The sequence below is a fragment of the Sorangium sp. So ce448 genome (assembly GCF_051520915.1).
GTDB lineage: Bacteria > Myxococcota_A > Polyangia > Polyangiales > Polyangiaceae > Sorangium > Sorangium cellulosum_B.
In genome coordinates this window covers 11,028,122-11,052,007 of sequence record NZ_CP150343.1, presented here as the reverse complement: position 1 = coordinate 11,052,007, position 23,886 = coordinate 11,028,122, and the positions used below count along the sequence as shown (strand labels likewise).

The 23,886-nt window shown below is 70.3% G+C and carries 19 protein-coding genes; 16 read left to right on the top strand and 3 right to left on the bottom strand.

Annotated features, from left to right (window positions below; translation table 11 throughout):
* Positions 1-66: 66 nt before the first annotated feature.
* The 12 genes from WMF45_RS41710 to WMF45_RS41655 all read left to right on the top strand — a co-directional run bounded on the left by WMF45_RS41710 (position 67) and on the right by WMF45_RS41655 (position 14,237).
* Positions 67-363, top strand: coding sequence for a hypothetical protein (locus WMF45_RS41710; protein ID WP_437711848.1), 297 nt, complete (start codon positions 67-69; stop codon positions 361-363).
* 85 nt (positions 364-448) lie between these two features.
* The gene (locus tag WMF45_RS41705) at positions 449-880 is read left to right on the top strand and encodes a hypothetical protein (RefSeq protein WP_437711846.1); all 432 of its coding nucleotides are present in this window, start codon (positions 449-451) and stop codon (positions 878-880) included.
* Positions 881-1,137: 257 nt separating this feature from the next.
* Entirely contained in the window at positions 1,138-1,452 is a 315-nt protein-coding gene (locus WMF45_RS41700; RefSeq protein ID WP_437711844.1) for a hypothetical protein, read from the top strand.
* 316 nt (positions 1,453-1,768) lie between these two features.
* Positions 1,769-2,044 (top strand): hypothetical protein, encoded by a 276-nt coding sequence (locus WMF45_RS41695; RefSeq protein WP_437711843.1) that lies wholly within the window; start codon positions 1,769-1,771, stop codon positions 2,042-2,044.
* A gap of 558 nt (positions 2,045-2,602) precedes the next feature.
* The gene (locus WMF45_RS41690; protein ID WP_437711841.1) at positions 2,603-4,984 is read left to right on the top strand and encodes a 3-hydroxyacyl-CoA dehydrogenase/enoyl-CoA hydratase family protein; all 2,382 of its coding nucleotides are present in this window, start codon (positions 2,603-2,605) and stop codon (positions 4,982-4,984) included.
* Positions 4,985-4,993: 9 nt separating this feature from the next.
* Complete coding sequence (locus WMF45_RS41685; protein ID WP_437711839.1) at positions 4,994-6,175, top strand: thiolase family protein; 1,182 nt, start codon at positions 4,994-4,996, stop codon at positions 6,173-6,175.
* Positions 6,176-6,294: 119 nt separating this feature from the next.
* Positions 6,295-6,552 (top strand): BolA/IbaG family iron-sulfur metabolism protein, encoded by a 258-nt coding sequence (locus tag WMF45_RS41680; protein ID WP_272102490.1) that lies wholly within the window; start codon positions 6,295-6,297, stop codon positions 6,550-6,552.
* A 291-nt stretch (positions 6,553-6,843) separates the two neighbouring features.
* Positions 6,844-8,910, top strand: a complete 2,067-nt coding sequence (locus WMF45_RS41675; protein WP_437711836.1) for an OmpA family protein — start codon at positions 6,844-6,846, stop codon at positions 8,908-8,910.
* An 83-nt stretch (positions 8,911-8,993) separates the two neighbouring features.
* Positions 8,994-9,500, top strand: a complete 507-nt coding sequence (locus WMF45_RS41670) for a hypothetical protein (protein WP_437711834.1) — start codon at positions 8,994-8,996, stop codon at positions 9,498-9,500.
* An 81-nt stretch (positions 9,501-9,581) separates the two neighbouring features.
* On the top strand, positions 9,582-11,387 hold the full coding sequence (locus WMF45_RS41665; RefSeq protein ID WP_437711833.1) for an acyl-CoA mutase large subunit family protein: 1,806 nt from the start codon (positions 9,582-9,584) through the stop codon (positions 11,385-11,387).
* A 335-nt stretch (positions 11,388-11,722) separates the two neighbouring features.
* On the top strand, positions 11,723-13,456 hold the full coding sequence (locus tag WMF45_RS41660) for an ABC transporter substrate-binding protein (protein WP_437711831.1): 1,734 nt from the start codon (positions 11,723-11,725) through the stop codon (positions 13,454-13,456).
* A 133-nt stretch (positions 13,457-13,589) separates the two neighbouring features.
* Complete coding sequence (locus WMF45_RS41655; RefSeq protein WP_437711829.1) at positions 13,590-14,237, top strand: hypothetical protein; 648 nt, start codon at positions 13,590-13,592, stop codon at positions 14,235-14,237.
* Between the two features lie 43 nt (positions 14,238-14,280).
* Here WMF45_RS41655 and WMF45_RS41650 read toward each other — a convergent pair whose 3' ends face one another.
* The 3 genes from WMF45_RS41650 to WMF45_RS41640 form a co-directional block, all read right to left on the bottom strand.
* Entirely contained in the window at positions 14,281-14,943 is a 663-nt protein-coding gene (locus WMF45_RS41650; RefSeq protein ID WP_437711827.1) for a c-type cytochrome domain-containing protein, read from the bottom strand.
* Between the two features lie 182 nt (positions 14,944-15,125).
* Entirely contained in the window at positions 15,126-16,355 is a 1,230-nt protein-coding gene (locus WMF45_RS41645; protein WP_437711825.1) for an AAA family ATPase, read from the bottom strand.
* 65 nt (positions 16,356-16,420) lie between these two features.
* Positions 16,421-17,359: an FKBP-type peptidyl-prolyl cis-trans isomerase gene (locus tag WMF45_RS41640; RefSeq protein WP_437711823.1), complete on the bottom strand. Its 939-nt coding sequence runs from the start codon at positions 17,357-17,359 to the stop codon at positions 16,421-16,423.
* 191 nt (positions 17,360-17,550) lie between these two features.
* Between WMF45_RS41640 and ppdK the strand changes: the two genes are divergently transcribed.
* From ppdK to WMF45_RS41620, 4 genes are all read left to right on the top strand, one after another.
* Positions 17,551-20,313 carry a pyruvate, phosphate dikinase gene (ppdK, locus tag WMF45_RS41635; RefSeq protein ID WP_437711821.1) on the top strand — a complete coding sequence of 921 codons (2,763 nt, stop codon included), beginning with the start codon at positions 17,551-17,553 and terminating at the stop codon, positions 20,311-20,313.
* A 202-nt stretch (positions 20,314-20,515) separates the two neighbouring features.
* Positions 20,516-22,060 carry a hypothetical protein gene (locus tag WMF45_RS41630; protein WP_437711819.1) on the top strand — a complete coding sequence of 515 codons (1,545 nt, stop codon included), beginning with the start codon at positions 20,516-20,518 and terminating at the stop codon, positions 22,058-22,060.
* Between the two features lie 87 nt (positions 22,061-22,147).
* Positions 22,148-22,879: a PspA/IM30 family protein gene (locus WMF45_RS41625; RefSeq protein ID WP_437545761.1), complete on the top strand. Its 732-nt coding sequence runs from the start codon at positions 22,148-22,150 to the stop codon at positions 22,877-22,879.
* Positions 22,880-23,189: 310 nt separating this feature from the next.
* A complete protein-coding gene (locus WMF45_RS41620; protein WP_437711818.1) occupies positions 23,190-23,885 on the top strand; it encodes a hypothetical protein in 696 nt (231 codons plus the stop codon).
* The last annotated feature ends 1 nt before the right edge of the window (position 23,886 follow it).

Below are 23,886 nucleotides of genomic sequence, written 5' to 3'. Positions count from 1 at the left end.
GTTCGGCGCGGCCCACGTGCCCGCCTCCCGGGCGATGTCGAACTCACGCGCGAGCAAGTTCTCGCGATGCTCTCCACGCCGCCAGCCATACTTCTCGATGCGCTCGAATCCTCCGCCGTGTCAGTCGACGAGTGGCGCGCTGTCGAGCCGCGCGCGCTCGAGCTCATCCATGAGACGAAGGAGGGCGCGCCCACCTCCGAGGTTAACGTTTACACGGGCAAGCACATCCGGTTCATCGAACACCATTCTCCTTACCACGTCCGCCGCCTCCCGAGCGGCGGTGTGATGCTGGCGACGCACCCGTCCCGCACGCTCTGGCCCCTCTGGTCCGACGCGCCGTTCTTGCTTGGCATCACGTCATGACGGGAGGACCTGTTTGCTTCGCCTCGCGGCTTACTGTATCTCATCGAGACATCCATCAGCCGATCAGGATCGGGACATGCCGTCCATGAACAACGAAAGTCACGAAAGGATGCGCGAGCTCTCGTGTCTCATGGCGCTGGCGCTCGATATTGCAAAGGGTGCTCTGGAGGAACAGGGAACATTTCTTCCCGGTTCCATCGCGGTCGACGCCGCCGGGAAGTACGCCATTGGCGTCGCACCGGACGGCGGTGTTGACGGCTGGACGCTCCTCACGACCGCGTTCCGGCAGCGCGCGGCGGCCGAGGAGCTCCGAGCGGTCGCGCTCTATCGAGACGTGCGGGGCCGCGAACGAGGCGCATCGGAGGACGTGGACGCCATCCATGCCGTCGTGGAGCGCGCCACGGGCGAACCTGTCCAGGTGTTCCAGCTCTATCGCAGGAACGATACGGGGCAGATCGTCTACGGCAAACCAAGGATCGAGCAGGCACCCTCCATCATCTTTGCAGGGTCGCATTGAAGCAGAAGACGCGAGGCGGCGCGCGAAGAGCGGTGGTCGGAGCCCTGGGAGTGAGCCAGCCGTCCTCGAGGTCGTCGGCACATGAATCTAGCGTGGCGTGAACGGGGACCCAATTCCATGCGTGGTGTGACGAGGCGGACCTGTTCGACACCTTCGCGGCGGCCCCATCCGCGCTCGTCTACCCAGGTGCTGCCGCGTAGATACGCTGGCCCGAACTTCGACGAAGAGCTGAAAGATCAAGGTAGAGTGAGAGCAAGATGGCCAAGGTCAAATTCGTGGAGCTCCACCTCGTCAGGGCGCACCAGGAGGTCGTCCCGTTGGCTCGCTTCGTCCTCGGGTCGGAGGGCCCCCCCGTGCAGATCGTGAAGCTCCACCCGAATTGCATGAACGCGGTGGGCGACATCCTCGAGCAAGGGCTGCCTAGCTACGAGCGCGTCTACAACCTCGAGGATGGGCTCGATTTCCTGAAGGCATTGCGGCGAACCTATCACTCCCTTCGGTACTACGCGACCGAGGTCGCCGAGATGGACGAAGAGGAGGCGCTCCGTGGTTGCGAGGACGGCGAGGGGTAACGCGCGCGGGCCCACGGCGTCCGGTCCAGCACCCATGCCGCTCCCGCAGTCCGCGCGGCGCTCGCAGCGCCGTCCGAGCGCCGCGCGGGCCCGGGGAAGCGCGGTCGCCTGGCTCGGTACGCACACCACCTGAAGGAAGTCAACCCACACGCCCGCACGTCGCCGCTGTCCGCAGGCGGCGTCGCGCAGGTCCGTCCCGCACCGCCGCGCCGGCGCCCTCCGCGCCGCCGTCCGGAACCCTCGCCCAGCGGCGCGTGGTAGCTTCATCGGCGCCCGCACGAGGCCGTGCGGCCACCCGTCATCGAGGAGACCATCCATGAAGCGAGAGAAGCGACTGACCAAGCGCGAGCGGAAGGCGCTCGCGCCCGCGCGCACGGCGCAGCACCACGAGCAAAAGCACATCCACTGCGTCGCCTGCGGCAAGCACCTCGATCCGGAGGAGTTCCTGCCGCAAGGGTCGGCGATCTGGATCCAGTGCCTGCACAAGTCGGGCTTCGCCACCTGCATCCAGTGCGTCGAGATCTCGAAGCGCCTCCTCGCCGAGCACGACCGCACCGGACAGCCAGTTCAGTCCGCTCAGGCATGGCACTGAGCGACCGACGCCAGCCGACGCACCCGCGCGGCCTCACCTGAGCACGCTCGCACGTCCTCGTCTGAGCACGCCCGCGCGGCTCACCTGGGCACGCTCGCACGGCAAGCGGGCGTTCTGGACAGGTTGTCTCAGGGGCCAACTCCCTATCTCCCCCGCTCTCCCGGAAGCCGAAGGGCACCGAGGACGGCCAATCGCTGGAACGCACGGATCGTCGGTAGTCCAGGCGACGCTGCCGCGTCCGCTCCGGATGCGCCACCGCTCATTCCGGTGCGCCGCCCCTCATCGCTCCTGCCGCTCGCCCTACACTCCCGCGCTGGCCCGTGCGGTATCCCACGTGCGCCGCCTCTCCTTGCAGCTGTCGCTCGGTGTCGCACACCCGCGCTTGTCCGCCCGGCGTCCCGCGGCCCCTCGCCGCGCCTCGCCGATCAGCGCGCGCCCTCGACGGCGACGCGTAACCTTGCTCGCTCTCCCGCGCGGCCGTCCACCCCGGATACGCTTGCGCTCGGGGCCCTTTCCGTCAATGGTTTGCGCCCCATTCATCTCTCTCGGAGGATCTGCATGACGAAACCAATCCGCCGCGCGGGCGTCATCGGCGCGGGCGTCATGGGCAGCGGCATCGCCGCCCACTTCGCGAACGCCGGCATCGAGGTCCTGCTCCTCGATATCGTGCCCCCGAACCTCACCGACGCCGAAAAGAAGGACCCGGCCGCCCGCAGCAGGTTCGCCGCAGGCGGGCTCGAGAAGGCCCTCAAGGCCAGGCCCGCCGCGTTCTTCCACCCGTCGAACGCCCGCCTCGTGCGCACCGGCAACACCGAAGACCACTTCGCCGAGCTCGCCCAATGCGACCTCGTTATCGAGGCGATCATCGAGAAGATGGAGCCGAAGCGCGCCCTCTTCGCGCGGCTCGAAGAGGTCTTGCGGCCCGACGCGGTCGTGGCGTCGAATACGTCCGGGCTGCGCATCGAGGAGATGATGCAAGGGCGCTCCGCGGACTTCCGCAAGCGATTCCTCGTCATGCACTTCTTCAACCCGGTCCGGTACATGAAGCTCCTCGAGCTCGTGGTCGGGCCCGACACCGACCCCGCCGTCGTCGCCCGCGTGCGGAAGCTCGGCGAGGACGTGCTCGGAAAGGGCCTCGTCTTCGGCAAGGACACCCCGAACTTCGTCGGCAATCGCATCGGCACCCACGCGATGCTGACCGCCATCCACCTCATGATCGAGGACGGCCTCGCGCCGGAAGACGTCGACGCCATCACCGGCGTCGCCATGGCCCACCCGAAGAGCGCGAGCTTCAGGACAGGCGATATCGTCGGGCTCGACACCCTCGCCCACGTCGCCGACAACTGTTACTCGGCGCTCGAGCGCGACGAGGACCGCGACGTCTTCAAGGTGCCCGCCTACATCCGGAAGATGATCGAGGCGAAGCTCCTCGGCGACAAGACCAAGGGCGGCTTCTACCGCAAGGCCAAGGAAGGCCTGGAGACGCTCGACCCGGCCAAGCTCGAGTACCGCCCCCACGGCGGCGACGAGGCCATCAAGAAGGCCACGAGGTCGTGCGAGAAGATCGAGGACCCCGCCGCGCGCGTGAAGAAGCTCGCGAACGACCCCGGCAAGGCCGGCCAGTTCGCCTGGAAGGTGCTCTCCCGCTCGCTGGCGTACACGGCGCGCCGCGTCGGCGAGATCGCCGACAGCATCGTGGCGATCGATGACGCCATGCGCTGGGGGTACAACTGGGAGCTCGGGCCGTTCCAGACCTGGGACGCGCTCGGCTTCGCCGAGACCGTCGAGCGCATGCAGAAGGACGGCGTCAAGCTGCCCGAGTCGATCCTCCGCATGAAGCAGAGCGGCGCGACGTCGTTCTACCGCGCCGATGGAGCGGTGTTCGACCTGCTCAAGGGGGAGTACGTCGCCCAGAAGGTCGATCCGCGCAACGTGACGCTGGCCGGCGCGCGCGCGGCCGCGAGCGGCGCGAAGGCCGTGCTCGCCAACGACGGCGCAGAGGCCTGGGATCTCGGCGACGGCGTGCTCGGCGTCACCTTCAAGACCAAGGCGAACAGCCTCGATCCGGACTCGATCGGGATGCTCTCGCTCGCCGCCGAGAAGGCCGAGCAGGACTTCCGCGCGCTCGTGGTCTTCAACCAGGGCGAGCACTTCTGCGTCGGCGCCAACCTGTTCCTCGTGGCCATGGCCGCGGGCAACAAGGACTGGGACGCGATCCGCAAGATGGTGAAGGCGTACCAGGACGCGACCCAGCGGCTGAAGTACGCGAGCGTGCCGGTCGTGGCCGCGCCCTACGGGATGACCCTCGGCGGCGGCCTCGAGCTCTGCTTCGCCTGCGACGCGGTGCAGGCCGCGGCCGAGACGTACGCGGGGCTCGTCGAGGTCGGCGTCGGCCTGATCCCGGGCGGCGCGGGGACGCTCAACATGCTCTGGCGCGCGCTCGAGGGGATCCCCGAGGGCGTGACGGTGCCGACGTACGACATCGTGACGCAGGTCTTCAAGAACATCGCCCTCGCCAAGGTCGCGACCAGCGCGGACGAGGCGAAGGCGCTCGGCTTCTTCCGCAAGACGGACGGCGTCTCGTTCGACCGGGCCCGCCAGCTGTACGAGGTGAAGGCGCGCGCGATCGGGCTGGCCGAGGCCGGGTACCACGCGCCCGTGCCGCGCGCCTACAAGCTGCCGGGCGAGAGCGGGATCGCGACGCTGCAGATGATGATCGACACGCTCGTCGCCGGCGGCCACGCCAGCGAGCACGACGCGAAGATCGCGCGCAAGCTGGCCGAGGTGCTCTGCGGCGGCGCCGGCGGCGGGGCGCGCGAGGTGACCGAGGACGAGATCCTCGAGCTCGAGCGCGAGGCGTTCGTCAGCCTGTGCGGCGAGCCCAAGAGCGCCGAGCGAATGCAGTACATGCTGATGAACAACAAGCCCCTCCGGAACTAGGTGAACGCCATGGTCGACGTCGTAATTGCAGAGGCCGTCCGCTCGGCCGTTGGCCGGGCCCACAAAGGGTCGCTCGCGCTGAAGCGCCCCGACGAGCTCGCCGGCGAGGTCGTCGCCGCGCTGCTCCAGCGCGTCCCCCAGGTGAAGCCGGAGGACGTCGAGGACCTCGTCCTCGGCTGCGCCATGCCGGAAGGCGAGCAGGGGCTCAACATCGCGCGCGTCGTCTCGCTCCTCGGCGGGATGGCGCAGGAAGGGTCCGCGATCACCATCAACCGCTTCTGCTCGAGCGGGCTCCAGGCGATCGCGAGCGCTGCGGGCAGCATCGCGATGGGATCGCTCGACATCGCCGTCGCCGGCGGCGTCGAGTCGATGACGATGGTGCCGATGACCGGCAACAAGCTGAGCGCGTCGCCGGAGGCGATGGAGCGGTGTCCGACGGTGTACACGCCGATGGGCATCACCGCGGAGAACGTGGCGAACCGCTTCCAGGTGAGCCGCGCCGACCAGGACGCGTTCGCGCTGAAGAGCCACCAGAAGGCGGCGGCGGCGCGCGCGGCCGGGCGCTTCGAGGACGAGATCGTCACCGTGAAGGGGGTGCGCTTCGAGAACGGCAAGCGCGCGACCTTCGACTTCCGCGCCGATGAGCTGATCCGCAAGGAGACGACGGCGGAGGCCCTCGCGGGGCTGAAGCCGGCGTTCTCGGCGAAGGGGAGCGTCACGCCGGGCAACAGCTCGCCGCTGTCGGACGGCGCCGCCGCGGCGCTCGTGATGAGCAAGGCGAAGGCGGACGCGCTCGGCGTGAAGCCGCTCGGGTACTTCCGGGCGTTCGTGACGGTCGGCGTCGACCCCGCCATCATGGGCATCGGCCCGGTGCCCGCGGTGCGCAAGCTGCTCGCGAAGACGGGGCTGAAGATGGCCGACATCGACCTCTTCGAGGTCAACGAGGCGTTCGCCTCGCAGGCCGTCTACGTGCAGCGGACGCTCGAGATCCCCGAGGAGAAGCTCAACGTGAACGGCGGCGCGATCGCGCTCGGCCACCCGCTCGGGTGCACCGGCGCGAAGCTCACCGCGACCGCCCTCTACGAGCTGCGCCGGCGCGGCGGCCGGTACGCCGTCGTGACGATGTGCATCGGCGGCGGCATGGGCGCGGCCGGCCTCATCGAGCTGGCCGGCGCGACCGCGCGCGCCTGATCCCACCGCGCCGATCCCGCCCGTCCCGTCGCGTCGATCCCGTCGACAGCGCGCCCCGCCGCGGCCCGAGCCTCGCGCTCCGGCTTTCCCGCGGCGGGGCGATGGCCTATAGAACGCCCATGCCGAGCCACCTGACGACCTTTCAGGGGTCGATCCCCGAGGCCCTGAAGCAGGCCATCGAAGCGAAGATCGAGGGCTCCACCGCCGAGGTGACCGGCGGCGGGGGCCACTTCAACCTGGTCGTGACCTCGCCGGTGTTCGCCGGCAAGAGCATGCTGGAGAGCCAGCGGCTGGTCTACGGGGCGATCGCCCACCTCATGGCCGGCGACCAGGCGCCCGTCCACGCGATCGACAGTCTCAAGACCAAGACTCCCTGAGCGAGCGGGGGCGCCCCGGGCAGTGGTCGACTTTGCCCGGAGCGCGTCCCCATGAAGGCGGGAAGGCGGGAAGATCATTCAGGTTTTCTTCCCGCCTCCCCGACTTCATGTTCCCATTTGACCACCACCCCGCGCCGGGCGCGTGGCAGGTCCGGCGGGGCGCCGCGATCGCTCGCGCCGCGAGCTCGCCGCGTCGTCTGTTTGACACCGGAATTCGCGCGGTGGTACGTGGCGCCGAGCGCCCCACGCGCTCGCCCGACAGCGACCTCACACGACCCCGAGGACCCTCCCATGACGCCTCGTTCCCCTTTGCTCCCCGCCGAACCGCTCCCAGGCGCTCCTGGGGCGAACGACGCCCGGCTCCCGGCCCAGGCGCGCCCCGGCCGAGCCTCCCGCCTGGGCGCCGGGCTGCTCTCCTTCGTCCTCGGCGCCGCGATGACCGCCGCCAGCGCGGGCGACGCCGCGGCCCAGACGCGCACGGGAGACGGCGCCAACGGCGACGGCATGGACCTGCACCTGTTCCGGCCGGCGATCGACTCCAAGGGGCTCTTCTCCGTCAACGGGGCGGACATCCTCGGCGCGAACGACGTCAGCCTGGGGTTCGTGCTCGATTACGGGCACAACATCCTGCCGCTCACCGAGAACGACCGGGGAACGGAGGTGATGCTCAATCACGCGTTCCAGGGGACGTTCCAGTTCGATTACGGCATCGCCAACTTCCTTGTCGTCGGGCTCTCGGTCCCGGTGGTGCTCAACGGGGGCAAGCCGGTCGACGACATCGGCCCGGGCGGCAGCGCCAACTACAACGACGACTCGCTCGACGCGCAGACGCTCGGCAACCTGGCGATCCACGCGAAGGCGCGCATCCTCCGCCCCGATCAGGACGTGATCGGTCTCGCGGTGATCGCCCAGGCCGGGATCGGGGTCGGCGGGACCCAGGACTTCGCGTCGGATCCGGGGTTCTTCTTCTGGCCGCAGCTCGTGCTGGAGAAGCGGTTCGGCACGACCAACCCGTTCCGGATCGCGGCGAACGTCGGCTACCGCGGCCACGCCGGGAAGAACCCGGTCTTCGGCCTGCGCCAGGACGGCGCGACCTTCCAGCTCGAGCACGGGGACCTCGAGTACTCCGACCTGATCACCGCCGGGGCCGGCATGAGCTACCGCGTCCTCACGCCGCTCGACCTCGTGGTCGAGACCTACCTGACCCAGCAGGTCGGCGGCGGCGACAGCGCCAAGCAGAAGCTGTCGGCCGAGGCGATCGGGGGCATCAAGCTCTTCATCGAGCGGAACAGCTTCCTCATGCTCGGCGCCGGCGTCGGGTACACGCCCGGGTTCCAGTCCGCGGCGCAGCGCGCGACCATCGGGTTCGTCTTCGAGCCGTCGATCGGCGATCGGGACGGCGACGGCATCAAGGACGATCAGGACGACTGCCCCGACGAGCCCGAGGACTACGACGGCTTCCAGGACACGAAGGCCGACTCGCCCCCCGGGAAGTACGGCTGCCCGGATCCGGACAACGACGAGGACGGCATCCTCGACGTCGACGACCGCTGCCCGAACAACCCGGAGGACCGCGACGGCGATGAGGACGACGACGGCTGCCCGGAGGGGAGCGACGGCGATCGCGACGGCGACGGCATCCTCGACTCGCGCGACAAGTGCCCGGACGATCCGGAGGACCGCGACGGCTTCCAGGACAAGGACGGCTGCCCGGATCCGGACAACGACAAGGACGGCATCCCCGACAAGTCCGACCAGTGCCCGAACGACCCCGAGGACAAGGACGACTTCGAGGACGAGGACGGGTGCCCGGAGCCCGACAACGACAGGGACGGCATCCCGGACGTCGTCGACAAGTGCCCCAACGATCCGGAGACGTTCAACGGCCTCGAGGACGAGGACGGGTGCCCGGACAAGGGCAGCGTCGTGATCGAGGAGAACAACATCGTCATCCTCGAGAAGATCCAGTTCGCGACCGGCAGCGCCGAGATCCTCCCGGAGTCGTTCGGCATCGTGCAGGCGGTGGCCGAGACGCTGAAGCACCACCCGGAGTTCACGATGATCGAGGTGCAGGGGCACGCCGACGAGCGCTCGGCCGACGCCTACAACCTCAAGCTGACCCAGGCTCGCGCGGACGCGGTCGCCGCGGCGCTGGCGCAGCGCGGCGTCAACAAGAACAGCGTTCGCTCGATGGGCTACGGCGAGTACTGCCCGATCGATCCGGCCCACAACGCGGCCGCCTGGGAGAAAAACCGGCGCGTCGAGTTCAAGGTCGTGCGGACCGACAAGGGGCCGACCAACGTGGAGCTCGGCTGCGCCCTGGCCCGCTCCAAGGGCGTCAACCCGCCGCCGCCCTGAGCGGAGACGCGGCGCCGCCCTGAGCCGAGGTGCGGCGCCGCCGATCTGGACAGGACCGGTCGGGCCGGGAGAGAGTGAGCCCCATGAAGGCCCGCGCCAGGCGCTCCGACGCCACCACGCTCGCCGCCGCGGCGCTCGCCATCACGGCGAGCGGCTGCATCAACACCGACGCGGCCGTGTTCGTCGAGCCGTCGATCGCGGCGCCCGGGGCGACCGTCTCCTCGAACGCGCTCGGGACCGGCCTTACCGCGAGCTTCGCGCTGGAGCTGCACCTGAGCGCGCGGGCCAGCGGGCCCAGCCGCGTCGCGGTGCGCACCTTCGCGATCACGAGCGCCGATCAGAAGACCTCGATCGTCGAGCCGCTCCCCGTCGAGACCACGGCGGCGCTGCCGGTCGAGGTCGCTCCGGACAGCGACGTCACCGTGGCGTTCACCGTCGATACCGGCGCTCAGGGCGCGACGCTCCCGGCCGACGCCGCGGCGGCGCTCTGCGCCGCGGAGGGGATCCGCATCACGGGCGCGATCGAGGACTCGCTGGAGGACGGGGCGACGCCGGTCGCCTCCGCGGTGTTCCACGCGGTCTGCCCGTGACGCGGCGCACGCCCGCCGCCCCGGCGCGTTCGCCGGCATTGCCTGGCGTCGTCGCGCGCGCGCCGCGCTAAAATGCCGGCCATGGCGCCTCGAGAGATCACCCCCCCTCCGGAGACCGCGGCGGACCGCGCGGTCGGGTCCCGGGAAAACGCCGACGCGAGCGGCGGCGACGCGCTCCGTTCCACGAACGGCGGGGGCGGAGAGGGGCCCGCGCTCGACGAGGCAGGGCTCGCGGCGCTCCGGCGCGCGGTGGCCGCGTGGCGCGCGGGCCCGGTCGCCGAGGCGTCGGCGCGCTTCCCGCCGCGGAGCGAGCGCTTCACCACGTGGAGCGGCATCGACGTCCCCGACCTCGCGACCCCGGCCGACGCGCCGGTCGACCACGCGGCGGATCTCGGGCTGCCCGGGGAGTACCCGTTCACCCGGGGCGTCCAGCCGACGATGTACCGCGGCAGGCTCTGGACCATGCGGATGTTCGCGGGCTTCGGCACGCCGGAGCAGACGAACGCGCGGTTCAAATACCTGCTCGCAGAGGGCCAGACGGGCCTGTCGACCGCCTTCGATTTCCCGACCCTCATGGGCTACGACTCCGACTCTCCGCGGTCGCTCGGCGAGGTGGGGATGTGCGGTGTCGCGGTCGACACGCTCCGCGACATGGAGGTGCTCTTCGACGGCATCCCGCTCGACCAGGTGACGACGTCGATGACCATCAACGGCCCCGCCGCCGTGCTGCTCGCGTTCTATGTCGCGCTCGCCGACAAGCGCGGGATCCCGCGGAGCCGCATCGGCGGCACCGTGCAGAACGACTGCCTCAAGGAGTTCATCGCCCAGCACGCCTGGCTCGTCCCGCCGCGCCCGGCGATGCGCGTCGTGACCGACATGATCGAGTTCTGCGCGCGCGAGGTGCCGCGGTGGAACTCGGTGTCGATCAGCGGCTACCACATCCGGGAGGCGGGCTCGACCGCCGCGCAGGAGCTCGCGTTCACGCTCGCGGACGGGCTCGCCTACGTCGAGAGCTGCGTCGCGCGCGGCCTCGACGTCGACGCCTTCGCGCCGCGCCTTTCGTTCTTCTTCGACGTCCACAGCGACTTCTTCGAGGAGATCGCGAAGTTCCGCGCTGCGCGCCGCATGTGGGCGCGGTTCCTCAAGGTGCGGTACGGGGCGAAGAAGGCCGAGAGCATGAAGCTCCGGACGCACGCGCAGACGGCCGGCGTGTCGCTGACGGCGCAGCAGCCGTACAACAACGTGGTCCGCGTCTCGCTCCAGGCGCTCGCCGCCGTGCTCGGCGGCACCCAGTCGCTCCACACGAACTCGCTCGACGAGACGTACGCGCTCCCGACCGAGGAGAGCGTGACCATCGCCCTCCGGACCCAGCAGATCATCGCCCACGAGAGCGGGGTCGCGAACACCATCGATCCGCTCGGCGGGAGCTACTATGTGGAGTGGCTCACGGACCGCCTGGAGAAGGAGGCCCTCGAGTACATCCAGCGGATCGACGAGATGGGCGGGATGGTGGCCGCCATCGAGAAGGGGTATCCGCAGCGCGAGATCGCCGCCTCGGCCTACAGGTTTCAGCGAGAGCTGGAATCGAACGAGCGGATCATGGTGGGCGTCAACCGCTACGCCTCGGTGGGCGAGAAGACGATCCCCCTCCTCCGGATTGACGAGGAGGTGCAGCGCGTTCAGTGCGAGAACCTGGCCCGGGTCAAGGCCCAGCGCGATCAGGACCGGGTGCGGCGCGCCCTGGCCGACGTGCGGAGCGCCGCGCGCGGCCGTGACAACCTGATGCCGCCCCTCATCGCGGCGGCCAGCGCGTACGCGACCGAGCAGGAGATCTGCGACGTGCTGCGCGACGTCCTGGGGACTTACAGCGATCCGGCCGAGTTCTGAGCACGCCGGAACGCGCGGGGTCGCGCGGGTAATCGCGCGGGCAATCGCTCGGGTAGGAGCGCGCGCGCGGCTTGCTGCGGTGCGCCGCGGCCCCGGCGTGCGCATCCGATCAGGTCGCGGGGCGGCGCGGTGGCCGGGGAACCCCTCGATTCGTCAGGTTGACACTTCTCTACGTCGGCCGGTAGAGTGCGCCGGCGTCAGGTCGCCGCAGTCGCGGCTCATCCGTGGCGCCGCCGTACGGTCTGCTGTTGTCGCTGCGCTGCGGCGCTGCGAGCTGTCGGTCGAGTGAGAGGATCGTCGTGGGCGACCGAGGTCGCCGCGTAGGGAGCAAGCTTATGAAGAGTCGATCCATGTCGCGCCGCATTTTTGCCCTTTCGGCGCTCGTCCTATCCGTCGGCGCCACGGCGGCCTGCGACAACAAGTCCGAGTCCGGTGGCACGGGGCCTGCGGGCACGGCCGGGCCCGCGGCCACGGGCGCGGCGAAGGGCGATGCGAAGGGCGGCGCGAAGTTCGTCACCATCTCCAGGGAGCAGCAGGCGTCCTGGGTTCGTAACTTCAACCCCCTTCTCGGCGAGGGGGCCACGCGCTTCCCCACCGTCGCGGGCATCTACGAGCCCATGATCGTGTACAACACGATGAAGGGCGAGTACGTCCCGTGGCTCGCCACGAAGTACGAGTGGAGCGACGCGAACAAGAAGCTCACCTTCACGACCCGCCCCGAAGTCAAGTGGTCTGACGGACAACCCTTCTCGGCGAAGGACGTCGCGTTCACGTTCGGGCTCCTCAAGAAGTTCCCGGCGCTCGATCTCACGGGCGTTTGGAAGCTCGTCGAGTCGGTCGAGGCCAAGAACGACACCACGGTCGAGTTCGTCTTCAAGGAGCCGTTCGTCCCCGGCCTCACCTACATCGGCCATCAGCCGATCGTGCCGGAGCACAAGTGGAAGGACGTCGCCGACCCGGTCACGTTCACGAACGAGAACCCGGTCGCGACGGGGCCCTTCACCGAGGTGAAGACGTTCCAGAACCAGATCTACGAGCTCGGCAAGAACCCGAATTACTGGCAGAAGGGCAAGCCGGCTGTCGAGGGCCTGCGCTTCCCGGCGTACCCGGGCAACGACCAGGCGAACCTGGCGCTCATCAACGGCGAGGTCGACTGGGCCGGCAACTTCGTGCCCGACATCGACAAGACCTACGTCGCCAAGGACCCGGAGAACAACCACTACTGGTTCCCGCTCGTCGGCGGCACCGTGACGCTCTACCCGAACGCCACGAAGAAGCCGTTCAACGACATCAAGCTGCGCAAGGCCATCAGCATGGCCATCGACCGCGCCCAGATCGCGAAGGTCGCGGTCAACGGCTACACGGTCGGCGCGGACGGGACCGGCCTCGACGACGCCTACGGGCGCTGGCGCAGCGACAAGGCCGCCGCGGCCGGCGACTGGACGACCTTCGACGTGGCCAAGGCGAACGCCCTCCTCGACGAGGCCGGCTACGCCAAGGGCGCCGACGGCATCCGCGCGAAGGACGGCAAGCCGCTGAAGTTCGACATCAACGTCGTGACCGGCTGGTCCGACTGGGTGCGCGCCGTCCAGATCACCGCGCAGAGCCTGAAGGCCGTGGGCATCGACGCCACGCTGAAGACCTACGACTTCAGCGCGTTCTTCGAGGCGCTCCAGAAGGGCACGTTCGACATGTCGATGGGCTGGACCAACACCGAGCCCACGCCGTTCAACTACTACCGCGATCTCATGGCCCCGGAGTTCGTGAAGCCCGTCAACGAGGTCTCGAACCGCAACTGGCACCGCTTCGCCGCCAAGGAGGCCGAGCCGCTGTTCAAGAAGTTCGCGGCCGCGACGGATCCGGCGGAGCAGAAGAGCATCGTCGAGGAGCTGCAGATGATCTACGCCACGCAGGTGCCGGTCATCCCGCTGTTCAAGAACCCGTCCTGGGGCGAGTACAGCACGAAGCGCTTCGTCGGGTGGCCCAGCAAGGAGAACCCGTACGCGAAGCTGTCGCCGAACAACTCGCCGGATTACCTGCTCGTCCTGACCGAGATCAAGCCGAAGTGACGGCTCCTGCGCTGCGCGCCGGGCGTCCGGCGCGCAGCGTGTGTGTTCTCGCGTAGCAGCGTTTCTCTCTCTTTTCTCTCCGACTCAGCACAAACCTTGGCCGCCGGCGGCGCCGGTGCGAAGATCGCGCTGCATGCTCCCCTCGGGCGTCCAGATTGCGCGCTTCGCTGCGCTCCTCTCCGGAGTCTTCCTCGCCGCCTGCGGCGGCAACCAGCACGCGGGCGCCGCGGCGTTCTGGGAGGGCGACACCGTCGATCCCGCCGCGCCGGCGGATCAGGCGGGCGCGAAGAAGAAGGCGCCGCGCAGGGCTTTCGGCGCGCCCGACGACTTCGGCGGCGCCCCGTCGACGCCCGAGGAGCGGGCGCCCTCGTCGTGGGTGGGCGTGCGGCACGATCTCTCGCTCGCGCGCGCCGACTCGCGCAAGGAGCGCTGCAGTTGCCTGGCCGTGGAGGTGGGGGAGGCGCGCGATCCCCGGTTCCAGTGGGCGGCCGGCGCGCCGGAGACCTCGGCCAATACGCTGGCCATCGCGCTGAGCGCCCGCGGGGTGCCCTGCCCGGGCGGCGCTCCCGACGAGGAGAGCCGGCGACCCTCGATCTCGGCGGTCGATCAGGAGGGGAACGATATCGTCATCGAGGTCGAGGAGCTGCCCACGGGACGGCCGCTCGCGACGGGCGCCGTGATCCCGAGGCCCGCTCAGGGCGGGGCGATCTATGTGAAGGGGCGCAGCGCGAAGATCCCGTATGCGCGCGCCGCGGGCGGCGCGCGCTGCAAGGTCTACTGAGCGCCTGCGCTGCAGGGACAGGCGCTGAGCCGGGCAGACGGGCTCACTGGGCGGGAGCGCCGGCGCAGATCCAGTCGTTGATCTTCTTGATGCTGGCCTCGGGCAGGGCAGCGCCCTTGTCCGGGGGGGGCATGCGCGTGTCGTCGCCGCAGAGGCCGGTGCCGCGCACCTTGTTGATGATGTAGCTCTCGCTCGGCTTGCCCGGCACGACGAGCATCCGGCCGGTGCACTTCGAGCTCGCGCCGTTGACGAGCTCGCCATGGGCCGCGTTTGCGCGGAGATCGAGGCCGGCGGCCGCGGGGCCGCCGTTGCCATGGCACCCAGCGCAGGTCGTGGTCAGGATCGTCCGTACATCGGCGAAGGTCGCGGTGCCCGCGCCGCAGAGGGGATCGCCGGCGGGGGCGGAGCCGCCTTCGCCGGAGCCGCCGGAGCCGCCCTGGCCGCCGGAGCCGCCTTCGCCGCCGCCGGTGGCGCCGCCCTGGCCGCCGGAGCCGCCTTCGCCGCCGCCGGTGGCGCCGCCCTGGCCGCCGGAGCCGCCTTCGCCGCCGCCCTGGCCCGCGCTGCTGCTGCTGGCGCTGCTGCTGCTCGAGCTGCTGGAGCTGGAGCTGGTGCTGGTGTCCTCGCCACCATCGTCAGAGCAGGCAGCCGCCGAGAACCCGATGGTCAGACAGAGGACCAGTTGAAGTGCAGTTTTCTGGGAAAGCATGTGAGGACCTCTTTGACGCTGTGTTCGCGCGGCGAGCGCCGCGCTGTCGATTCGCGGAGGACCCTAGATGGCCTTGTGGACATCCACAACGCATTTCACGAAGTGAAAATGGTTATCGTTATCGCGAGCTCGCGACACTGCAATGAAATGATGGTGCTGTACCGGGATCGGTTCGTTCGCGTCTAGGCGGAGAGCGCCTTCGAGGAGAGCAGCTCTCCGGGATCGCGCTCGGCCAGGTCCTCGAAGCGCGGGAGGTCGGCGAGGCGGCGCGTCGTCGTGGCGGAGGTCTCGGGGTCGCGCTGGAACGCGATCGCGCGGCTGAGGCCCTGCTTCGACACCCCCCTGAGCAGCGCGGGCGAGTGCGTCGTCGCCACGATCTGGCAGACGGAGGGCCGCGCCGCCCCCTCGAGGAGCTGCGCGAGCACGGCGGCGCGCTCGGGGTGCATGCCGGCGTCCGGGTCCTCCATGAGGAGGAGCGACCCCTCCGGCGCGGTGAGCACGCCGGCGATCTTGCCGAGCGCGCGCAGCGCGCCGTCCGGGAGGCTCGGCGCCGGGACGCGGGCGCCGCCCTTCTCGACGAGCACCATCATGACGTCGCCGAGGCCCGTCTCCGCGAACTCGATATCTTCGATCTCGGGCGCGAAGATCGAGCGCACCCAGCCGAGCACATCGGCCTTGTGCTCGGCCTCCTGGCAGAGCCAGCGGAGCACGGCGGAGAGGTTCTGCCCGCCGGCGCCGAGGTTCTCTATCTCGTGCGGCACATAACCCCTCATCCGCGAAGGATCGATGTCGAGCGACAGCGTGCTCCGCATCGCGACCTGGAGCGCGTTGCAGAGCGCGATGACGTCCGCGAGGCTCACGTCCTCGCCGCGCCCGCGGTGGTGCTCTATCTGGCCGAGCAGGCTGCGCCGGGCGGGGTTGCGATCCATGGAGGCGATCCGCATCGAGCGGCCCTTCTTCGACGCCGCCTTCATCGCTCCGCCCGAGGCGAACCCCTCCAGCCCCTTCAGCGCCGACGCCGGCGTGTCGAAGAGCGAGCCCCCGGCCGACCTCGCCTCGAGCGACTCGTGCTCCACGATCACGTCAGGCTCGACCTGACACGTGATCTTGTGTGTGAGCTCCTCCTTCCCGATCGCCCATCGGCTCTCGATGGTGAACGATTTGGCGCCCCTGTGCGTGGCCCCTTGCGTGCCGCCGCGCAGGCCCGGCCACACCTCGCGCCTGCCGTCGACGCGGCCGCGGAAGATGTCGCACAGGGGTAGATCCAGCCCGACGCCCTGCAGGAAGCGCAGGGCGTCGAGGAAGTTGCTCTTCCCGGAGCCGTTGGCCCCGATCAGCAGCGTGAAGGGGGACAGCTCCACCGTTTGATCGGCGAAGCTCTTGAAGTTCCTGAGTCGGATGGATGTCAGCATGCCTGGCCGCCCGCAGCGATCATGTGACCAGGCACTCGGCCGGATGTAAAGCGCCGGCCGACGGTTCAGCGAAAGTCGATGAGCTCGACGTCGAACACGAGCATGCCGGCGGGCGCGCCGGGACGTGTGGGCTTGTCGCCGTAAGCGAGGTCGGCCGGTATCCAGAATCGCGCCTTCTCGCCTTTCACCATCAGCTGTAAGCCCTCCGTCCACCCCTTGATCACGCCGCCCACCGGGAAGGTGGCCGGTTCGTCGCGGACGATGGAGCTGTCGAACATCTTCCCGTCGGTCGTCCAGCCCGTGTAGTGGACGACGACACGGCTCGTCGGCTTCGGGTGCTCGGTGCCGGTGCCCTTCTGCAGGACCTGGTAGGCGAGCCCGGAGGCGGTCTTCTTCGCTGTCTTCGGGGCCGCCTTCACGTCCTTCGGCACGGCCGGAGGCTTCGGCGCGGGGGCGAAGTCGAGCAGCTCGACGTCGAACACGAGCATTCCGGCCGGGGCGCCCGGCTGGGCCGGCGTGTCGCCATAGGCGAGCGCCCCGGGGATCCAGAGGCGGCGCTTCTCGCCCTTGCTCATGAGCTGGAGCGCCTCCGTCCACCCCTTGATCACGCCGCCCACCGGGAAGGTGGCCGGCTCGTTGCGGACGATGGAGCTGTCGAACATCTTCCCGTCCGTGGTCCAGCCCGTGTAGTGGACCGTCACCTTGTCGTCCGGGCCGGGATGCGCCGTGTCCTTGCCCGGCGCCAGCACCTTGGACGCGAGGCCCGATGCCGTCTTCTGCGCGTCGGCGGGCGGCGCCGCGACGTCCGGCGGCGCGGGCAGGCCGGCGGGCTCGGGCGGCGGCTGCGGCGAGGCGGCGGGCTCGGGGGTGGGCGCCGGCGGCGGGGCCGGCTTGACCGAGGCGCTCACCGGCGCGTCGGCGATCGCCTGTGAGGCGGGCTTCTGGTCGCACGCGGTGAGGGGGACGGCGAACATCGCGACGAGGACGAGAGAGAAGCGCTTCATGCGCGGCTTCATAGCTCGTCCGCCGGCGAGAGCCGGTATTTTTGTGAGGTGCACGCGTGAGGTGCACGCCGCGGTTCCGACGGCTCTGGATCGGAGTGGGGCCGTCGGCGGTCGGCCGTCCGTCGTACCTCCATTCCGCCCGTTCGAGGGCTCTCGACCTGACTGCGAGGACGGTCTAGCGTGCGCCCGCCATGGGGAGATCGATATATTTCTTCGGCGCAGGGCAGGCGGACGGGGACGCACAGCAGAAGGATCTGCTCGGCGGAAAGGGCGCGGGGCTCGCCGAGATGACCCGCCTCGGCATCCCGGTGCCGCCGGGCTTCACGGTCACCACCGAGGTCTGCAACGCCTATTACGCCTCGGGCAAGGCGCTCCCCGCCGGCGTCGAGGACGAGATCAAGGCGGCGATCGGCCGGCTGGAGGCGCTGCGCGGCGCCGGGTTCGGCAGCGCCGAGGCGCCGCTGCTCGTGTCGGTCCGCTCGGGCGCGCGCGCGTCCATGCCGGGAATGATGGATACCATCCTGAACCTCGGCCTGAACGACGAGATCGCGCGGGGGCTCGCGCGGCGCACGGGCAGCGAGCGATTCGCGCTCGACGCCTATCGGCGGTTCATCCTGGCGTATGCCGATATCGTGCTCGGCGTGCCCCGCGACCGCTTCGAGGAGGCGCTCGGCCGCGCGCGCAGGCAGGCCGCCGCGAAGCTCGGCGTCGACGCGACGCGCCTGAACTCCGCCGAGCTCGAGCGCAAGGTGCCCGACTCCCAGCTCGATCCGGAGTCGCTCGCGGCCTTGATCCAGCGCCAGAAGGATATCGTCCTCGGGGCGACGGGCCGCCCGTTCCCCGACGAGCCGTACGCGCAGCTCTGGGGGGCGATCGGCGCCGTATTCGATAGCTGGAAGAACCACCGGGCGCAGGTGTACCGGAAGATGCACGACATCCCGGAGGCCTGGGGGACAGCTTGCACCGTCCAGGTGATGGTGTTCGGCAACCTGGGCGACGACTCCGGCACGGGGGTCGCGTTCACGCGCGATCCGTCGACCGGAGAGCGGCGCTTCTACGGCGAGTGGCTCCCCAACGCGCAGGGCGAGGACGTCGTCGCGGGGGTGCGCACGCCGCACCCGCTGTCGATCACCGGAACTGGCACCGGCATCGACGACGAGAGCTCGCTCGAGGCGCGGATGCCCGCGGCGTACGCGGCGCTCGTCGAGGTGCAGGGCAAGCTCGAGCAGCACTTCCGCGACGTGCAGGATCTGGAGTTCACGATCCAGCAGAAGGAGCTGTTCCTGCTCCAGTGCCGCACCGCCAAGCGCACGGGCCGCGCGGCGGTGCGCATCGCGGTCGAGATGGCCAAGGAGGGCCTGATCAGCCAGCGGGAGGCCATCCTGCGGGTGGATCCGGGCTCGATCGATCAGCTGCTGCACCCGAGCATCGACCCGAGCGCGCCGAAGTCGATGCTCGCGCGCGGCCTGCCGGCGAGCCCTGGGGCCGCGACGGGGCAGGTGGTGTTCAGCGCGGACGAGGCGGAGCGGCGCGCGGGCCAGGGCAGGGCGGTGATCCTCGTGCGCTCCGAGACGTCGCCGGAGGACATCCACGGCATGAAGGCGGCGCGCGGCATCCTGACGGCCCGCGGCGGCATGACGAGCCACGCGGCCGTTGTGGCGCGGGGGATGGGCAAGAGCTGCGTCGCCGGCTGCTCGGCCATCAGCGTGAGCCAGGGCCGGATGGCGGTGACGGTCTACGACGATCACGGGCGCTCGACCGGCACGATCACGGTGAAGGACGGCGATCTCATCACGCTCGACGGCGGCACCGGCACGGTCTACCTCGGGGCGGTGCCGACCATCCCGGCGGCGCTGAGCGGCGAGTTCGAGGAGCTCATGACCTGGGCCGACGCGGTCCGGCGCCTCCGGGTGCGGTCGAACGCCGACACGCCGCACGACGCGAGGACGGCGCGCAACTTCGGCGCCGAGGGCATCGGGCTCTGTCGCACCGAGCACATGTTCTTCGACGAGGAGCGCATCCAGGCGGTGCGCGAGATGATCCTCGCGGACGGCGAGCTCGGGCGGCGGCGCGCGCTCGCGAAGCTGCTCCCGTTCCAGCGCAGCGACTTCGCGGGCGTCTTCCGGGAGATGGCCGGCCTGCCGGTGACGATCCGGCTGCTCGATCCGCCGCTGCACGAGTTCTTGCCGCAGGACGAGGCGCAGCTCCAGCAGCTCTCGAGGGCGACGGGCGTCTCCGCGCAGGATCTCCAGCGCAAGAGCGAGGAGCTCGCCGAGTACAACCCCATGCTCGGCCACCGCGGCTGCCGGCTGGCGATCACGTCGCCGGAGATCTACGAGATGCAGGCGCGCGCCATCCTCGAGGCGGCGTGCGAGGTCGCGGCGGCGGGCATCGAGGTGGAGCCGGAGATCATGATCCCGCTCAGCATGACCCGGCGCGAGCTCGCCCTCACGCGCGAGCTCGTCGAGGGGGTCGCGGAGAAGGTCTTCGCCGAGAAGGGGCGGCGGGTCGACGTCCGGTTCGGGACGATGATCGAGCTCCCCCGCGCCGCGCTCAGGGCCGGCGAGCTGGCCGAGGAGGCGGAGTTCTTCAGCTTCGGCACGAACGATCTCACGCAGACGACGCTCGGCATCTCGCGCGACGACGCGGGCCGGTTCCTCGGCGCGTACGTCGAGGCCGGCATCTTCGCGAAGGATCCGTTCCAGTCGCTGGACGTGCCCGGCGTCGGAGAGCTCGTGGAGATCGGGCGGGATCGAGGGCGCGCGGCGCGGCCCGGGCTGAAGCTCGGCGTCTGCGGCGAGCACGGCGGCGATCCGAGCTCGATCGCGTTCTTCGAGCGGGCGGGGCTCGATTACGTGTCGTGCTCCCCGTTCCGCGTCCCCATCGCCCGCCTCGCCGCGGCGCAGGCGGCGCTCGCGGCCGAGGCCGCGAGGGGTCCGCGCGCGACGGACTGACACCCACCCTCCGGCGACATATGCCCGGACAGGGCGTCGGGACATCCGTTCTCACGAGCGTGCTTTGATTACGCTCGTGCGAGCTTTGGTATCGCGCCAAGTCTGCTAAACCAGGAACCTCGCTGTTCATCGCCGGTGTCTCGCCGGGCGCCCCTGCCTGCCCGAGCTGCTGCACCGCGCGCTGGCGAGACATGGAGGTTTCATGCGTCATCTCGGCGTCTCCTCTGCGCTCCTCGCATTTCTCGGGGCCGCGACATCGGGTGTGTTCGTCGCGGTCGGCTGCCACGCCTCGGGCCCGCACGTCGATGTCGGCGCGAGCGGCGGAGCGCCCGGCGACGGCGGAGGCGGCGCGGGCGGCGGCGGCGCGCCCGAGGGCGCCAGCGGCAGCGGTGATTTCGTTCCGGATAACGGCCTTGGCGGGGCTGCCCCGGGGGACGACGACGCCGGCGCCGGCGATGCTGGCGTGAACCCGTGCGGGACCCAGTGCGGCCCCGAGGAGCTCTGCGATCTCAACCATCTCGGCCTCGACGACGACTGCGACGGTCAGGTGGACGAGACGTGCTCCTGCGTCGCGGGGCAGGCGCACGCGTGCTTCATGGGCGATCCGTCGTACCGCGGGGCGGAGGGGTGTTTTCCGGGCACCGAGCTCTGCAACGAGGTGGGCGTCTGGGGGCCCTGCGTCGGCGGCAGCCACGCGACGGAGGCGTGCTTCAGCGAGAACCCCGCGGGGTGCCACGCGCTGAGGGTGCCTCCGTTCGCGAACGTGGATCTGAAGGAGGGGACAGGCACGTTCAGCGTGGACGCCGAGCCTGGCTCGGAGACCTGGAGCGTCGTTTGCCCCGCGGGCATCGACCCGTGTCCGGCGGTCTCCGGGGCGAGCCCGGCGGATGATTACAAGCCGCTCCAGTCGGGGGAGTACAAGGTCATCTACACGAAGCGCCTCGCCGACGGCGCGACCGACTCGTGCGAGTATGCCCTTTACGTCGGCGCGCCCGGCCTCCGGGTCGAGCTCGAGTGGGAGCACGACCTCGGCGGCGAGGGGGTGGATCTCGATCTGCACCTGCACAAGCCGGGCGACACGCTGCCGTGGGCGGTCGCCGGCTCGCCGGACGACTGCGGTTACAACAACTGCACCGTGGACACGCTGGGGTCGGATCCGGAGCTGCGGTGGTTCAGCGACGGCGCGTCGCCGCCGGAGCCGGTGAGCTGGTATCTGGACCCGAATGAGGCCAAGAACACGTGTTATTACGCCCCTCGCGGCGCCGGGCAGGCGTGGCGCGATCTCGGCCAGGGTTGCTACAACCCGCGGCTCGATATCGACAACATCACGTGCGACCCCGACGTCACGGACCCGGACAGCGACGATTTTTGCGCGCCCGAGAACATCAACGTCGATTTTCCGCCGTTCGGGCAGTGGACGCGGATCGGCGTCCATTACTACTCGGCGCATGGCCGGAACTACGCGGTCCACCCGCGGATCAAGATCTTCTGCAATGGCTCCCTCGGGGCGGATCTCGGCCCGACCGGGTTCTACGACCCGGAGGCGCCCGTCACGTTCGCGCCGGCCGACGGGAACACCCGGTACTGGCTGGTCGCCGACGTCGCGTTCGTCGAGGGGGGGGAGTGCGGGGAGGACACCTGCGTGGTGAGGCCGCTGTACGAGGACGAGACGCTGAAGACGCCGCTGCTGACGACGCGGTCGTCGGTGGAGTCGAGCTTCGGTCCGGCGTACCCGCCGGCGCCCTGAGCGCCGGTCTCCCCGGGGCCGCGGGGGCGCCCGCGGCCCCGCGCGCGGGCGCTTTACAGGGGCGGCGGGGCGGTGCACGCTAGCGGCATGGGCATCTTCGACCGGATGGGAAAGGTCATCTCGAGCAACGTCAACGCGCTCCTCGACAAGGCGGAAGATCCGAAAAAGTCGCTGGATCTCATCGTCGAGGAGATGAAGGACCAGGTCCGCGCGGCGCGGAAGGAGCTGGTCGACGCGGTGGCGGCCGAGAAGGTGCTGCGCAAGAAGGTCGACGAGCTCGACGCCGAGGCGGAGAAGTGGGAGAAGCGCGCCGAGCTCGCGCTGAAGGCGAACGACGAGAAGCTCGCGCGCGAGGCGCTCGTGCAGAAGAAGCGCGTGGTGGGCGAGCGCGACCGCGCCGAGGCGATGCGCGCGGAGCAGCGCTCCGCGGTGCTGTCGATGAAGACCGAGCTCGAGCGCATGGAGGCCAAGCAGGAGGAGTTCCAGGCGCGGAAGGGCACGCTCGCGGCGCAGATCCAGCAGCAGCGCGCCGGCGGCGGCGCCGAGGGGCTCGGGGCGCGGGGCGGCCAGAGCGCCTTCTCCGAGTTCCGGCGCATGGAGGAGCAGGTCGAGGGGCAGGTGGCGCAGGTCGCGGCGTCGCGCGAGATCGAGGAGGCGATCTCCGGCGGCGGGCTGTCGGCGGCCGAGCTGGAGGCGAAGTTCGCCCAGCTCGAGCACGGCCGCGGCAGCGCCGGCGCCGGCAGCGCGGACAAGCCGGGCGGGGCGGCGGTCGACGACGAGCTCGCCGCGCTGAAGAAGCGGATCCGGATCGGGTCCTGAGGGGCTGAGAAGAGCGGCGGAGGGCGGGGAGCGGCGGCCGCCCTCGCCGGACGCGCTCCGCGGCGTCGGCGCCGCACCGAGTGACATTCCGCCTCGGCGAGCATCCTTCCTTCGACAGGTGACGAAGGCTCCATCACGGAGCGGGGGGGCGGCGTCGCTCACGCCGGCACGCGTGGGCCGCGGGAGGAGCGCGCGTTGCGAGAGCGCGGGCGCAGCCGTCCGGACCGGTATTTTTGCGCATCTATAGCTCATGTTACGCTGCCGCGCCTCACAGAGAGCCGAGGTGCGCATGAAGTGGAGTTCGATAGTCTTGCTTGGGTGCTTGCTGGTCGCCTGCGGGGATGATGAGGTTACCTTTGGCAGCGGCGGCGCGGGCGGCAGCGCCGACGGCGGCGGCGGCGCGGGCGCGGGCGCGGGCGGCAACGCTGAAGGCGGCGCGGGCGCGGGCGGCAACGCTGAAGGCGGCGGCGGCGCGGGCGGCAACGCTGAAGGCGGCGGCGGCGCGGGCGGCAGCGCTCAAGGCGGCGGCGGCGCGGGCGGCAGCGCTGAAGGCGGCGGTGGCGCAGGCACGGGCGGCAGCGCCGAAGGCGGAGGCGGCGCAGGCACGGGCGGCAATGCGGAGGGCGGCGGCTCGGGCGGCACCAGCCTCGACAGAACGGAGCTCGCGATCGCCCTCGTCGACGACGCCACGGCGGGCTGCGCGACGTTCGTGGACGGGGCCTGGGGCGTCGGGGAGACCGACTTCATCGGCGGTGAACCCACGAACGACGAGTGCGCCCTGGTGCCCGTGCTGGTCGACGGGAGTCCCTACTGGATCGCGTCGAGCGAATTCGAGGGGGACATCGATATCGACCGCCTGGAGCACTCGTTCTCGGACGCGGCGGCGGCGATCGGCGAGGGGAGCTATTCGCTCGTCCTCCGCAACTTCACGTTCGAGGAGCTCTTCACCGGAACGCTCGACGTGGTCGATGTGACGGGCGATGCCGTCACTCTCTCGATCGAATAGA